Source organism: Microcoleus sp. S28C3, from assembly GCF_036700785.1.
Taxonomy (GTDB): Bacteria; Cyanobacteriota; Cyanobacteriia; order Cyanobacteriales; family Microcoleaceae; genus Microcoleus; species Microcoleus asticus.
In genome coordinates this window covers 1-14,459 of record NZ_JAUBPO010000095.1, presented here as the reverse complement: position 1 = coordinate 14,459, position 14,459 = coordinate 1, and the positions used below count along the sequence as shown (strand labels likewise).

At 40.3% G+C, this 14,459-nt stretch carries 14 protein-coding genes; 8 read left to right on the top strand and 6 right to left on the bottom strand.

The window, feature by feature from the left end:
• The first annotated feature begins 28 nt into the window (after window positions 1–28).
• The 4 genes from QUA13_RS24330 to QUA13_RS24315 all read left to right on the top strand — a co-directional run bounded on the left by QUA13_RS24330 (window position 29) and on the right by QUA13_RS24315 (window position 4,205).
• Window positions 29–826, top strand: a complete 798-nt coding sequence (locus QUA13_RS24330) for a hypothetical protein (protein WP_333202685.1) — start codon at window positions 29–31, stop codon at window positions 824–826.
• Window positions 827–921: 95 nt separating this feature from the next.
• Window positions 922–2,118 carry a glycosyltransferase family 4 protein gene (locus QUA13_RS24325; protein WP_333202683.1) on the top strand — a complete coding sequence of 399 codons (1,197 nt, stop codon included), beginning with the start codon at window positions 922–924 and terminating at the stop codon, window positions 2,116–2,118.
• Window positions 2,108–3,016: a glycosyltransferase gene (locus QUA13_RS24320; RefSeq protein ID WP_333202681.1), complete on the top strand. Its 909-nt coding sequence runs from the start codon at window positions 2,108–2,110 to the stop codon at window positions 3,014–3,016. The genes QUA13_RS24325 and QUA13_RS24320 overlap by 11 nt, the downstream gene beginning before the upstream one ends.
• A gap of 67 nt (window positions 3,017–3,083) precedes the next feature.
• Complete coding sequence (locus tag QUA13_RS24315) at window positions 3,084–4,205, top strand: hypothetical protein (protein ID WP_333202679.1); 1,122 nt, start codon at window positions 3,084–3,086, stop codon at window positions 4,203–4,205.
• 4 nt (window positions 4,206–4,209) lie between these two features.
• On the opposite strand, the gene QUA13_RS24310 is transcribed toward QUA13_RS24315, so the two are convergent.
• The 4 genes from QUA13_RS24310 to QUA13_RS24295 form a co-directional block, all read right to left on the bottom strand.
• The gene (locus tag QUA13_RS24310; RefSeq protein ID WP_333202677.1) at window positions 4,210–5,247 is read right to left on the bottom strand and encodes a polysaccharide pyruvyl transferase family protein; all 1,038 of its coding nucleotides are present in this window, start codon (window positions 5,245–5,247) and stop codon (window positions 4,210–4,212) included.
• A gap of 94 nt (window positions 5,248–5,341) precedes the next feature.
• Entirely contained in the window at window positions 5,342–6,028 is a 687-nt protein-coding gene (locus QUA13_RS24305; protein WP_333202675.1) for a sulfotransferase domain-containing protein, read from the bottom strand.
• Window positions 6,029–6,077: 49 nt separating this feature from the next.
• Window positions 6,078–6,821, bottom strand: a complete 744-nt coding sequence (locus QUA13_RS24300) for an HAD-IIB family hydrolase (protein WP_333202673.1) — start codon at window positions 6,819–6,821, stop codon at window positions 6,078–6,080.
• 8 nt (window positions 6,822–6,829) lie between these two features.
• The gene (locus QUA13_RS24295) at window positions 6,830–8,308 is read right to left on the bottom strand and encodes a glycoside hydrolase family 13 protein (RefSeq protein WP_333202671.1); all 1,479 of its coding nucleotides are present in this window, start codon (window positions 8,306–8,308) and stop codon (window positions 6,830–6,832) included.
• Window positions 8,309–8,636: 328 nt separating this feature from the next.
• Here QUA13_RS24295 and QUA13_RS24290 point away from each other — a divergent pair, with 328 nt between their 5' ends.
• Window positions 8,637–9,449: a class I SAM-dependent methyltransferase gene (locus QUA13_RS24290; protein ID WP_333202669.1), complete on the top strand. Its 813-nt coding sequence runs from the start codon at window positions 8,637–8,639 to the stop codon at window positions 9,447–9,449.
• 3 nt (window positions 9,450–9,452) lie between these two features.
• On the opposite strand, the gene QUA13_RS24285 is transcribed toward QUA13_RS24290, so the two are convergent.
• Both QUA13_RS24285 and QUA13_RS24280 read right to left on the bottom strand, forming a co-directional pair.
• The gene (locus QUA13_RS24285; RefSeq protein ID WP_333202668.1) at window positions 9,453–10,262 is read right to left on the bottom strand and encodes a hypothetical protein; all 810 of its coding nucleotides are present in this window, start codon (window positions 10,260–10,262) and stop codon (window positions 9,453–9,455) included.
• Between the two features lie 25 nt (window positions 10,263–10,287).
• The gene (locus QUA13_RS24280; protein WP_333202666.1) at window positions 10,288–11,118 is read right to left on the bottom strand and encodes a sucrose-phosphate phosphatase; all 831 of its coding nucleotides are present in this window, start codon (window positions 11,116–11,118) and stop codon (window positions 10,288–10,290) included.
• Window positions 11,119–11,203: 85 nt separating this feature from the next.
• On the opposite strand from QUA13_RS24280, the gene gntT reads away from it, so the two are divergent.
• The 3 genes from gntT to QUA13_RS24265 all read left to right on the top strand — a co-directional run bounded on the left by gntT (window position 11,204) and on the right by QUA13_RS24265 (window position 14,131).
• Window positions 11,204–12,568 (top strand): guanitoxin biosynthesis MATE family efflux transporter GntT, encoded by a 1,365-nt coding sequence (gntT, locus tag QUA13_RS24275; RefSeq protein WP_333202665.1) that lies wholly within the window; start codon window positions 11,204–11,206, stop codon window positions 12,566–12,568.
• A 270-nt stretch (window positions 12,569–12,838) separates the two neighbouring features.
• Complete coding sequence (locus tag QUA13_RS24270; protein ID WP_333202663.1) at window positions 12,839–13,255, top strand: NUDIX domain-containing protein; 417 nt, start codon at window positions 12,839–12,841, stop codon at window positions 13,253–13,255.
• 9 nt (window positions 13,256–13,264) lie between these two features.
• The gene (locus QUA13_RS24265; RefSeq protein WP_333202661.1) at window positions 13,265–14,131 is read left to right on the top strand and encodes a hypothetical protein; all 867 of its coding nucleotides are present in this window, start codon (window positions 13,265–13,267) and stop codon (window positions 14,129–14,131) included.
• Window positions 14,132–14,459 lie beyond the last annotated feature (328 nt).

The following is a 14,459-nucleotide window of genomic DNA, read 5'->3' as shown; positions in this document are numbered from 1 at the left end:
CCTTTAATGACCTATTTTATTGTTTAAAATGAAAACTATAGTTTATCAGTCTTATCGTACCCACAATGTACCTAGTTGGATTAATACCTGTATGCAAACAGTTAAAAAGTGGGCAACACTGAAGGGATTCGATTATGAAATGATCGATGATAAACTGTTTGATTATGTTCCGGATTGGTATAAAGAAAAGGCGCAGGGAAAAATACAGCCAATTAGTGATTTAGCTAGACTAAAATTGGCGAAAGAGTTTCTTCTAAAAGGATATGAGCGAACTGTTTGGATAGATGCTGACATTCTGATCTTTCAACCAGAAAATTTAGATATTAATACGAAAGAAGAATATTTATTTTGTCGCGAAGCTTGGATAGAGCTAGAAGCAGGAAGTACAGTAGAGGAAAGTAGAATTGTTTCTAGTAGTAAAATTCATAATGCTTTGACTATATTTACTCAAAATAATAGCTTTTTAGATTTTTACATTTATGTTTGCAAAGAAATTGTTAGGAATAATCAAGGTAAACTTTCTTCGATTGAAGTTGGTACTAGATTTCTAACTAATCTGCATCAAATTTTTCCTTTGCCCCTTTTCAATAATATAGGGCTTTTTAGTCCTTTAAATATGTATGCTCTTGCTCAAGAAAAAAGGTATTTTACTCAAGAGTATGTCAGACTCTTGGGATTTCCTATTTACGCAGCAAATTTGTGTGCCTCATTTAGAAATACTAGCTATCAAGGAATAGATATGAACGATCAAGTCTACGAAACTGTGATTGAAAAGCTTTTAGAAACAAAAGGAGAATTAGTCAATCAATATTTAAACAGTGAGTGACAAAACTCAATTAATGAGTGTTCGTCGAAGCGATATATGAACCATAGACAAAAAACTTGTGGAGTACAGATTTCTATTTTACAACTATCACTAATATGAGTAAACATATTTTTTTGTATACACTTGATTCAGGGGTTGGCGGCGTTGCACAAAACAATCACTTAATTATGTCTACATTAGCAAGATTGGGATATCAAATTACCTGTGTACAACCCCCAGCCTATGATGATAGAGTAATTAGCTTCCAAAAGCAGTTGGGTATTCAGCACCTATGGGTAGAAGCTAAGAACAAAAACAATTCACGAGGCTTTGATGTTGAAAGTTGGCAACCGACTTTAATAAATAGCTCCCCAAAACCAAGTTTAATTATTTGTAGTAACACCCATCCGTTCGCCAGCTTTGCCGTTAAACAAATCGCTATTCCACTGGGAATACCCTACATTGTAATCGAGAATCTGGTTCTACCAGATATGGCCCTTCGGTTTGTTGAATATCTAGATGAGCTATCACATCACTACATTCAAGCCAAGTCAGTTATTGCTGTTTCCTATGATGATTTAGGTGTATTACACAGATTATTCAAGCTTCCCAAGAATAAAGGAAAGGTTATTTATTATGGACGACCTGTAGAATATTTTACTCCTTGCGATTTTGGCGTGCGCGATCGCCTGCGCCAATCGCTTAACATACCAACAGATGCTGTAGTTTGCTTCACAGCGGCTCGCATAGAATTGCGAAAAGGCTACCAGTATCAGTTAGAAGCAATTAAGCAGTTGATGATCGGCCCAGTATGGTCTCAACTTTACTTTGTGTGGGCAGGAGGTGGGATTTTTGAGCCACAACTTGAAAAGGAACTCCAACAAGCAGTTGAGCAACTGGAAATAACTGATAAAATTAAATTTTTAGGACAAGTTACCAATGTTTCAGAGTGGCTAGATACTTCTGACATCTTTATATTGCCTTCAGTATCGGAGGCATTTGGAATGTCCATTGCTGAGGCTATGGCAAAAGGATTGCCAGTCATTGCCACAGCAGTCGGGGGTATTCCAGAAGTCTTGGGTAATACTGGAAAATTACTTCCTGACCCCAACATTGATTCGCAAGCCACAGTGAGAGAATTGGTAACGACGATTCAAGACTGGGTTATGAGTCCACAGTTGCGTCACGACCTTGGTCAGCATTGCAAACAGCGAGCGGAAGAAATGTTTAGGGAAGAACGGAGTATGAAAGAAGTATTGGAAGTGATTGAGCGGGTACTCATGCTATCCGAAGATACATCCCATGAGTATTAAAACTAGCATATTAATACGCACAAAAAACGAAGCTCAAGACATAGCAAAAACTTTGAGATTGGTGACAAGTCAATCTTTCAAGATCGACGATATTGTTGTGGTAGATTCTGGCTCGACTGATGAAACAGTTAATGTTGTCAAACAGTGGAGTGAGGTTAAGCTAATTCAAATTCAGCCTGAAGAATTTACATTTGGTCGTTCTTTGAACATTGGCTTGAAAGCTACTGAGGCAGAAATCGTTATAGCGTTGAGCGCTCATGCTTTTCCCTGCGATCGCTACTGGTTGCAAAACCTGGTTAAGCACTTTGATGACCCTGAAGTAGCGGGAGTTTATGGCAAACAGGTTCCTCAACCTGATGCTTGGCCGCCTGTTCAGCGAGACCTAGCGTTTTATGGAGACCAGCTACGAACTCAGACAAACCCGGATAGTCCTGGCGAACACTTTTTTTCCAATGCTAATTCTGCTATTCGTCGTCAGTGCTGGGAAAAACACTGTTTTGATGAAACGCTAACTGGTAGTGAGGATTGGGAGTGGTCACGGGCGATGCTAAGGCTGGGCTACAAAATCATCTATGAGCCTCAAGCAGCCGTATATCACTCACACAACGAACGTCTTCTGAAGGTATATCAGCGATTTTATAGAGAAGCGCTGGCATTTCAGTCGATCTACGGGGAAAAAATGAGCTTGCACCAAGCACTACGTAAATGGCGCAGGTCAGTATTAGCGGACATTCGCTTCATCCTCCAAAATGGCAAAAGTTACGAGTGGATTTTACGTGCACCAATCTATCGCTTATTCTGGATTTACGGACTGCTTAAACCCAGTTTAGCCGCACCAATGTGGGAGCCGTTTGTTAAACGCTGGTTGAGAGACTATTCCAACAAGCAGTTGCATTAAAAGTTTTGTCAAGGCAGGCTAAACGATCGCTAAACCTTAAAAAATTACCAGAAAACAAGTGTAACGCATGACTACCCATCTTTGGCAAGAACAGGCAGTTGAAGTAAATGGCTTAACCACTGTTAGCGCCACAATAGAGACTGCCAACCAAGCACAAAATCGTTTGTGGTATCGAGTGCAAGCGGAACACGGTTCTCTACTGACACAAAGCTGCGACCCATTTGTTGTTGCCACCATTTTCATCGCCATGAAGCACGGCACTGATATGGTGGTTCACGGCGAAGTTTCTCCCTCTTTATTGCAGAATTTAGCAGAGTTCCAAGCAGCTTGGGCGTGCTGGCGATCGGAGCTTTACAAGCAAGTTGAAATCACCCCAGAAGTTGAGCGAGAACAGCCAGTAGCTAATAGGGTACATAGAGTAATTTCTGCTTTCTCTGGTGGGGTGGATAGTTGTTTAACAGCGTTTCGCCACAGCCAAGAAGGGCATAGCAGGGTACAGCGCCCTTTACAAGCAGGATTGATGGTTCACGGGCTGGATATTCCCCTTTCAGAGCCGCAAATCTTTAACCGTGCGGCGCAAAAGTCTAGGTTGACACTCGCCAGCTTGGGTTTAGAACTAATTCCGATGGTAACTAACTTCCGCGAATTCGAGCAAGATTGGGAGGACTCTCACGGAGTTGCAGTTGCGTCTTGCTTGATGCTGTTACAGGGTGGCTACTCGGAAGGCTTAATCCCCAGTTCTCTTCCTTATCATGCTCTCGTTCTACCCTGGGGCTCAAATCCACTCACCGATCCGTTACTGTCGAGCCGTACTTTTGCAATCGTTCATGATGGTGCAGCATTTACCCGTGCCGAAAAAGTGAAGCAGATTGCCCAGTGGCAAGAAGCTTTACAAAATCTCAGAGTGTGTTGGGAAGGGGATCGAAAAGACAGAAACTGCGGACACTGCGAGAAATGTATTCAGACTATTCTGAATTTCCGCGCCGTTGGACTCGGCTTACCCCCATGTTTTGACCAAGATATTGCTGATGAAGAGATTTTACAGGTTTTGAAAAAAACTCTATTGATTGATTATGCTCTTCTTTTGGCAGATGCCAAAGCCAATTCCATCTCTGATTCATGGGTAACAAATTTAGAGGAATTCATCGCACGCAATCAGGGACACATAAGCCTGGTTGGGGCGGAATAATTGATCAAACCTTATTCGAGGACATTTCCAGCAACTCCTGTACAGCCATTTTGATTTGTGCAGAATCTTTTACAAATCTACAAAAAGAAACTTGATACGTCCAGGTTTCATAAAATGACTCGTTTTTATGATAGGAATTTGCTAAAAAAATGTGAGGAATACGTAAAAGAATGCAGAGAATATGACCGTGCAAGCGGTTTGTAATAATCAGACGGTGTTGCCTAAATTGCTCTATTGCCTTGTGCATTATAATCCAGGAAATGCGATGTACATCGGGATCGTAAAGGCTATCAAATATTGCTGGGAAATGCTGAGGATCGGCTTGAGAAGTCTCCAAAATTGATTTGCACGAACGCCAGATTTTCCATTCACTCGAAATCCAGTCTTCTATAACTAAATTAGGTAGTTGAAATATAAAATCAGTATAAAAATCTTCTTTCAATTCTTTATCTGTTCTACAATGATACAAAATAGAAGATTTTTCACAAGTTTTGTTGGATGCAAAACATGACATATTTAACAGTTGAAAAGCTATATCCGGTGTTTTAATTATTTGACAGTTATGAAAATATTTAATAGCAATTTTTTCACTAGAATTCTCCCGAACAAATACAGTTAAGTTAGGGTGAGAATTAAAGATATCAGCAGCTTTTTTTAAGTTACTTGTATTTTCAAAATAAATACTTTGCGGCATAATAATTATTTGCCGATCGCGATATTTAGAAATAATGTATTCTCGAAATTCTTGATGCTCCCTCCAGAGATCCCCCAAATTGCCTCCACCCTGAAGAATTATCGGAGCTTTACCAGCCTGTTTCTCCATCACTTCTTCAGAAAAATCTGCAATACCTGAAGCAACATATTTAATTTTTGTTTTCAAAACAGTAGTTAAGTAATATATCTCGCCTAACCAAATAAGGTGATCGCCAACATTGAGATAATCAGGATAATTTAGTAGAGAACACTCTTCAACTGCGCCTATTTTTTCTAGACCTTTATTTAAAGTGTTTTTAATATTTATCACTATTGAATTATTAAGCATTTTACCACTTTATAGATTACTTTTTTTTAGAAAAAAACTGAAAACAGATTGAATTTATGAGACAGTTTTAAATTTTATATTTGAGATTATTGACTTAGAGCAATTTGTAACCCATCGCTAACAGATCGGCTTTAAAAATCTCATTGCAAAACATCAGATCTTCCTGACTCATTTCGCTTTTCCAGCGATTAATAACGCCTTTATTAAAGTTCCGCGCTTGTTCTTTAATTTTCTCGTGTTTTTGAAAGATAGCCAATAGCACGTCTTCTTCGCATTTATAACCGAAGTAAGCTGCTATATCCCTCAAATAGCCTAGCTTATTTGACATCAATTCTTCGTACTGGATAAATATAGCTTGACCGTACTCTCGCCATTTATAGTAAACCTTGATGCTATATTCAGCTAACGGTATAGCGTCCTTCAGCGTGTAAATATCTGCGAACGCACCTGTTGAATCGAGTCCTTTACGAGTTCTTTCTCCGTGATCGATTGCTGAAAGCATTGTATCTCTTGGGTCTCGAAAACAAAAAGCTGCTTTTACCTCACCTTTATCAACCAGTTCTTTAATCGAGAATGAGGGTGCTGAGTGTGTCTTTATTAAACAATCACCATTTTCAGCAGAAATCCGACGCAACATCTCTACTTTTTCACAATCAATAGAAGGAAAAAATTTTCCTCCAGGAAACTGCTTCTGAACTTCCTCTACTCCATTCTGAGGCATTGCATGGTTTATCAGATCTAGCTGATATCTCATTATGAAAGTTGTGCCTGACTTTGGCATACCACAATTAATTATAATCATGCTACTTACGAGAAGATAGAACTAAATCTTAATCCTTGCCATACTTCTTAAGACCATCCCAAATACCCATTACACCTGGATAGGGACTGTAGTATACGTTCTCCATTGCTTGAACTTTCTCTACTAATTTTGGCTCAGAATTACTTACAGCAATTCCCTTTAATCCTGTTTCAAATAATGATAAATCGTTGAGCGTATCGCCACAAGTAATTGTGTCATCAGGATTAAAATTCATTTCTGCCAAAAATTTGAGGAGGGTTGGGCCTTTGGAAATGCCTTTTGGCATGACATCAAAATAATGGTAATTTAGTCTCATGTCATAGGACAGGATGGTATCAAATCCAGCGTCGATTACTTTTTGGATGGTGCTGGGTTGAAAAGATTCTGGTTCGTAGTAGTAGGATACCCGATAGTCCGGATTAACAGATTGTAATTCTATTCCTGGTTCATTTTCTAATAGTTCCTTGACTTGTTCGTTAGCATTTCCCCAAGTTTGCGCCACCCAGTCTTGCAAAACAGAAATAGGCTCGAAGGTTTCACCATGTACGATTGTAGTTCCGACATCAGCAATGATGTAGTCGGGTTGGGGAATGTTTGGATCGTTGTATAGTTCACTAATACGGTCAAGTTCTCTGCCGGTCACATACACCAAAAGAATGCGATCGCGCTGGTCTTGAATATATTGATAAAATTCAGATCGTTGTTGATTAGAGCCACCAAGAAACGTTCCATCTAAGTCAGTCGCCAACAGCAGTGAGTGATTAGAGTCCATAAATGAAATTAACCCAAAATTAATCCACAGCGCGGTGCAAGTGTGAAGTTGAGACTTCTTTGTGCTGCTTCACCACTCCAATTTACCTCATTAGAGCCATAGGTGAATAATACTTGGTTAGGCTCCGATGATGCGGAAGCCTCCGCAAGGCTGTGCCACGATGGCTGAATACTGACTTCTGCTGTTTCATTTCCAGCATTAACTGCAATTACCAACACTTCTTCTGCCAATATCCGTGCAAAAACGTAAATTTGTCCTTCAGCATACAACGTTTGGTACTCACCAATCCTCAGTTCTGCGTGAGTATGGCGCAGTGTAATTAGTTGACGATGATATTCCAGAATATCTCGCTCCCACTCTTGTTGTGAAGGAAAAGCTTTACGACAATCTGGATCGTAACCACCAGTCAAACCAACTTCATCACCATAGTATATGCAAGGCGCGCCAGGAAAAGTAAATAGTAACAGCGTTGCTAAATATAAACTTGGGCGATCGCCTCCTGCAACGTCGATCAGCCTTGCTGTATCGTGATTGTTGATCCCGTTAAGCTGAGTTAACTGAATTTCCCAAGGATAAACTTGCAGCAACTCATTAATTTTATCCCCATATCCAGCAGCATCTATTGGAGGAGGTGGAGCATATTCTTTAAAATGACCTTTGACTTGGCGATCGCCGACAACAAAAGCAGTAGTAGCGTTAAGAAAAGGCAGGCTTGACACGCCATCAAATTGTGTGCCATCTAACCACTCACTCGCGTCCATTGGAATTTCTCCAACAATATATGCTTCAGGATTAATTGCCTTGACGCGATCGCGAAACTCTTGCCAAAAGCCTGGAGTTTTGATGTAATCCGCAGAATCCAAACGCCAACCATCTGCACCAAGCTTAATCCAGTGTTCACCTACACGCATAATATATTCGCGTACTCCTGGATGATCTGTATTGAACTCTGGTAAAGCCCGATGGTCGTTCCATGAAGCATAATTAGCGGGACGAGACTCATCATAGGGTGAGATAGGCCAGCCTTTAATCTTGAACCAATCTACCCAAGGGGAATTTGAGCCGTTTTCCAAGATATCGTTGAAAAAATAAAAACCCCTACTAGCATGATTAAAAGTTCCATCTAAGACAAGTTTAATATTACGCCGATGAACTTCTTTAAGTAGACTTGCAAACGCTTCATCCCCCCCTAATAATGGATCGACTTGATAATAATCAAGCGTATGATAACGATGATTGCTCGCCGAGCTAAAAATTGGATTAAGGTAAATTGCATTAATGCCTAAATCTTGTAAATAATCAAGTTGTTCGATCGCCCCCCAAAGATTTCCCCCCTTATAACCGTGAAACGTAGGAGGAGCATCCCAGTTTTCTAAAGGTACATCAAGCAACCACTTTTGGTGTGGTGGGACAGTCCTAGCAAAGCGATCGGGAAATATTTGGTAGAAAACGGCGTGTTTAACCCAGTTTGGTGTATGAATCTGCATTGATAACTTCCTGATTGCAGCTCAAAAATCCGAAATAATCCAGCGCTTTTAAAATCTCTGCGGCGAAGTGAGATCGGGGCAGATAGCGCAAATCTTATAGGGAGACATGATGCCACTATAATAGCTCTGGCTGGACATATCCCAATAATACCCCAACAGGGTACGCTTTGGAAAATGGATTGGGTAGCGGTTATCGTCAACAAGAGCATAATTGACTGATATTGTCAAGTCAGTAAATGCCTCTCCACTGTAATTTGTACATTTATAAATTAATTGCTAAAATTTCATAAAATTATGTTATATATTCTCAATTCCAGCGTTAAAATCAATGGTAACAAAATTAATTGAGTTTAGAGGAGAAATGATGGGAGTATCTTTCCTGGAAAATCTTAGACAAAAAACAGAGCTAGAATTTAACGTATTAAAGTTTAGAATAGATAATTTTGGCAAACAAAATTTTAAATGTCCTATCTGTGGTTACTATGGGCCATTTCGTGATTTATCTATGCCAACGGGATCGGTAGCAAAGCACGAAAGATGTATTAGATGTCGGTCTTGGACAAGACATCGCTTGCAACAGTTAGTCTTAAATGAGTTATTTAAAGACTACGATATTTCTACAAAAAAAATATTACATTTTGCACCCGAAAAATTTTTTAAGAAAAATTTCCAAAGGTTATTTCAAGATTATATCAGTGCAGATATCCAGATGGAAGGTGTAGACGTTAAATGTGATATGACTAATTTACCTTTTGAAGATGCAGAATTTGATTTTGTCTGCGCTTGCCATGTCCTCGAGCATATTAAAGATGATTACAAAGCACTTTCAGAAATTAGAAGAGTCTTAAAACCCAATGGCATTGCTATTTTACCCGTTCCTATTCTGGGGAAAAAGACGATAGAATACCCAGAACCTAATCCCAATGAATGGGATCATGTGAGATGTCCGGGAGAAGATTATTACGATCGCTATTTAAAATTTTTCTCTACAGTAAAAACTTACTCTTCTACAGATTTTTCTGACATTAATCAAATATACATTTATGAAGATAGGACTGTCTGGCCTAATGAACCCTGTCCTCTCCGTCCACCAACTGAGGGAGAAAAACATATTGATATTATTCCAGTATGTTACGTGTAATCATTATTTGTAGTCAATGAGTGAGGGAGAAAAGTGTTGATTTATAACCTCTCCCTTAGTATCTATCAATTTATCAATCACTTTTTCAAAGAGTTCATCAGTCACCATTATCCCTTTATAAGAGCGATTTCTAAAAGATAGACATAAGTTGGCAGCATAAATAGGCGATTCCAATGATTTTGCATACAATTGTGTAATCAATGTTTTATCTTCAACCATTCCATGCATGAGGATAGGACTAAAAAGTCCTAGGTTTGAGAAAAGGGGTAATTCGATAATTTCATAGAGTTTGGTTAAAAATTTAGTGCTAACATCCAGTCTAGACACCCTCCCTATCTTATTTTTAATTAGTGATTTAGACGCATATATATAAAAATCCAAAAAACTATTACCTTTAGCAAAAAAAACTAACGAGTTAGTCACTTTTTTAATACAAGATAGAGTTCCTTCTTCTAAATTTTTATCATCTTCTGTATCCAACCATACTTCACGACATACTAAATAATCTTCTGTTGTATCAATTACTAAGTTATCGGGATCGAAGACTACCACATCAGCATCCATCCAAATAGTTTGTTCGTAGCCTTGGTCTAGATACTTTTTAGCTAATTCCAGCCTAGCTAAATCAGCGACGAGGTTAATTTTTCCTGCCGCTTTATCTTTGTACCAATCGGGAACAAACTCAAAAAAATCGTCTTCTCTTTGGTAATGAAATCCTTTCAGCTCTGCCCAATCTTTTACCGTCTGCATACAGTTTTCTAACCAATTTGGTGTTTCATCTCCTAAATAGGATTGATAAACGATAGTTTTCATTAATAAACCTCAAAATGATTATGAGCTAAATCTTGCCCGTTGCAGGATTGGTCATTGATTTTCCTGAAACTGCAGATGAACCTGCATAGGTAACTCCCTGATGGCAGCTCAAGAATCCGAAATACTCCAGCCCTTCTAAAATCCCCGCAGCAAAGTCACTTTTAGCAAGGTAGCGCTTCCCTGGTAAGGAATTGTTATGCCACTCTAATACTTCTGGCTGGGCGTTACCAACGATAATGCCACAGGAGGGAACGCTTTGGAACATAGACAGATCGTTACCCGAATCGCCGCAAATAATCGTGCGATCGCCAGTAAAGCCTAAACGCTGTTGCAGAAAGAGGACGGCTAACCCTTTATTAGCCCGGTGAGGCAGTATGTCTAAATATGTGCCAGCAGCGCAGTCTACCATTTGGATTGCCAAGCCTTGGCTTTTGAGGATTGTCTCTAACTGAGGCAGCAGGCTGTAAAGGTCATCTGGCTTCGTATAGTAGCTGACTTTGAGGGGAGTCTGCTCAACAGGAGGCTGGAGGACGAAGGTAGGAAATTGCCTTCCTACCTCAACCACCTGCTGTCGGTTCCAACCCTCCAACAGCTTGGCAGTCCAGTCTGTGTCTGGGGTATAGCTACCCTGATAATAAATCTCCGTACCAACGGCCAGCACTAATATATCGGGTTCTAACAGTTCTTTTTCCGCTATCAGTTGTTGATAGAGGGGGAGCGATCGCCCCGTAGCATAACAAATAACCGTACCGTAGGTTCGACGCTGCTCGCTCAACCACCGATTCAAGTTTTCCAAGGCGACATCATCGCCAACCAAGGTGTAATCCAAATCCGTGACAAATAAAAACTTAGCCACTGCTCTTGCTTTAAAAAAACTACTACTCCAGCACCCAGCCAAAACGTTTATTATTATAAAGCTATATTAAGCATTTAGTTAAGTTATGAACCTTACGCCCCCAAGCCAGTATGACTTTCTGCCTCGCTTCTACCGCCTAGCGATCGTCAATGTTCTATCCAACATCATGGTGCCGCTATCGGGTTTATGCAGCGTGGCTTTTTTGGGTCATCTGACAGACATCCACTCTTTAGCTGGGGTCGCCTTGGGTAGCATATTGTTTAACCTCATCTACTTTAGTCTCGAATTCTTACGCATGGGGACTACTGGGGTGACAGCTCAAGCAGTTGGGCGAGATGACCGAGAAGCCATGCTGCTAGTGGGATTGCGGAATGGCTTAATCGCTCTTGGCTTGGGATTAGCCCTCTTGATTTTGCATTACCCTGTGCGAGAGGTGGGGTTTGCCTTGTTGAATGCTGAACCCGAGGTCAAGGCTTCAGGTATTGCCTATTTCGATGCTCGGATTGCGGGGATGCCAGCCGCTTTGCTCAACTTTGTTCTCATTGGTTGGCTTGTGGGACGGGAGAAGAACAATAAGGTTTTAGTGCTGTCGATTGTTGGTAACGCTGCCAATGTTATCTTGAACTACCTTTTAATTATCCAGTGGGGCTGGGACAGTACAGGGGCTGGAATATCCGAAGCATTTAGCCAGTATCTAATGTTGTTGGTGGGCCTAGTTTTAGCAATCCCAGGAATTCAGTGGCAAGAAATTCAAGCCGTCGCTCCACAGCTTAGGGATTTATCAGCTTTCAAAACTACTTTTGCCCTCAATAGAGATATACTTACTAGAACTTTAACTGAAGTGGCCACCTTCACCATCTTTGGCAATCTCAGTGCCACAATGGGGACCGTTCTTTTTACTCAGAATACCTTGTTGATGCAGATAGGGCAAATGAGCGTCTACTTTACTAATGGACTCGGTTATGCCGTCGAAACATTGACCGGAAACTTTAAAGGTCAGGGGGAAAACGAGAAGTTTATCCCTTTAGTGAGAGTTTCAGTGGCAAGCAGCTTGTTAGTAGGATTCAGCTTTGCCGCAGCGTGTGTATTCTTTCCCCAAAACATATTTGGGTTGTTGACCAACCATACTGAAATTACTTCACACATTGATACATATGCTTGGGGATTAATCTTGTTACTGGCATTTGCTTCAGCTTCCACGATGCTGGAAGGATATTTCTTAGGTTTAGCCCAAGGGGATATCATTCGCAACGTCAGCTTGATTGCCTCTGTCGTTGGATTTGCCCCATCAGCTATAGCCGCTTGGTACTTCCACAACAATCATATTTTGTGGCTGTCGGTGTCGTTGTTCCTGTTTGCCAAAACGGCTCTGCTGGCAGTGTACTTAACAAAATCGCTTAGTAGTGATGCCAAGACCGAGCCTGTCTCTCAGGTGCCTGTCGGAAATTAATAACACATCTCAACCCAGCACTAGCTCCAGAAAGCGCTAGCCCTCTTTTACAAATACTTTTTGGGATCGCCTACGCTAGAGAAAAACATAAAGCTTGGGGTAGAAGGCATGGGAGCATTGTGTAAGTAACCGTCTACAAACTATATGGGTTTGAGACGAGATGCTTTCTACCTTTTCTTTCGCTCTAGACAAATATAAAAAAATAATTATATTTTTCGTCTCGTCCTATCCTTGTCCTACAATCTTAGAGTCCGCTATAACAGGCTTGCAATGAGAGAACCACCAGGAGCTGACATTATTCTTCTCAACAGTCAGCACCAAGTTTTACTCGTACTTCGGGATAATAAACCCTCTATCCCTTTTCCGAATACTTGGGCATTACTGGGAGGGTATATAGAAGAAAATGAGCCTCCGGAAGTAGCGATTCGCAGAGAACTACTTGAGGAAATGGAACTAGAGCTAGGTGAAGTAAACTTCTTCAAGTCTTATGTGTGGGAAGAATGCGACGAACACATTTTTTGGACTCGAATAGATTTAGATATCTGTAAGACCAAGCTTCACGAAGGTCAGAAATTAGCTTACTTTAGTCGAGAAGAAATCGAACATCTTGATTTTGCCTCTCACTATCATGAAATAATAGCGGAATTTTTTGATAGTTTAGCTAACAATTATATAACTAAGCATTAATTAAAGATCATGAATAATCCAATGAATGAAAACTTCACGACTGTACTGCCGGAAAATATTGCCAAAGGACTTGCGCAGGCTTTAGATCAACTACCAGGGGGAAAAACGGCGAAAATAGAAAAATCCAATGTGGAAGGGGCGTTCAATCACATCTTATTCATTACAACAGAGGAAGATCGCTACGTTTTTCGTGCTAGACGCGAGAGTTCTTCAGAAGAAATTGAGGCATACATGAGGTATATGTATGAAGCTACTAGCTTTTTAGAAGCTGGAGGAATATTTAAACTCAGGAATATTGCTCAAGAAATTGACTTTCTCAAAAGCGCACTGGCTGTAGGCTTACCTGTTCCTAAGTTAATTCATGCCGATACAGATTGGATGCTGATTGAATATATAGAAGGGAGAACGTTCCATGAATTTGTCAAGGCTGGAGAAGTAGAAATTATCCTCAAGATTCTGAAGGAACTTAATGTAGCTCACAGACAGGGAATTATTTATGGCGATCGCTGGGGCGATAATGAAATTATAGACTCCCAGGGAAACGTTCGCATGATTGATTTTGATATTGAATGGTCTTACGAGGGAGTCAGCAATGGAATTGTTGAAGCTTTAGAAATGGCGGTTCCCATTTTTCATTCTTTGAGACTGACAAGCACTCGCAATGATTTATTAAAAACAGTTCAAAATGATGCCTTGCCATTGCTGAAATCTTGGGGATATAAAATTGATATAATTGGGAAGTTTATTGAAGGTTTTTGTAACTTCTACCTTGACCCCAATAAGCCAAGTAATGTCTGGTCTTTACCGCCAGAATTGTATGTCTCAATGACTGAACCAGCAAATCGATTGATTGCCATGTTTGCTGAAGCTGGATAAACGCTACTAAAACACGGGGAACTACAGGAAGCTGTAGTTCCCCGCCAAACCAAAAATGATGGGTACAATAGACATCTTGCATGAATCAATCTTCATTCCGAAATTTGATGGGGCAAACGAGTAATCGTATGTGTTTACCTGTTTACTACTACGCAGAAGCAAGCTACCTCTGTGGTGAAAAATTCTAAAATTTCGGCATTGCTGAATCGAGAGATGAATGGCTAAGCATGATGAGGAACAGGCACATTTCTTAGAGGAGGTCTATTTAGGATGAAAAAAGTCTTATTAGGATTGAAGTCAGAGACTTACGAACATCCTTTCGATCGCA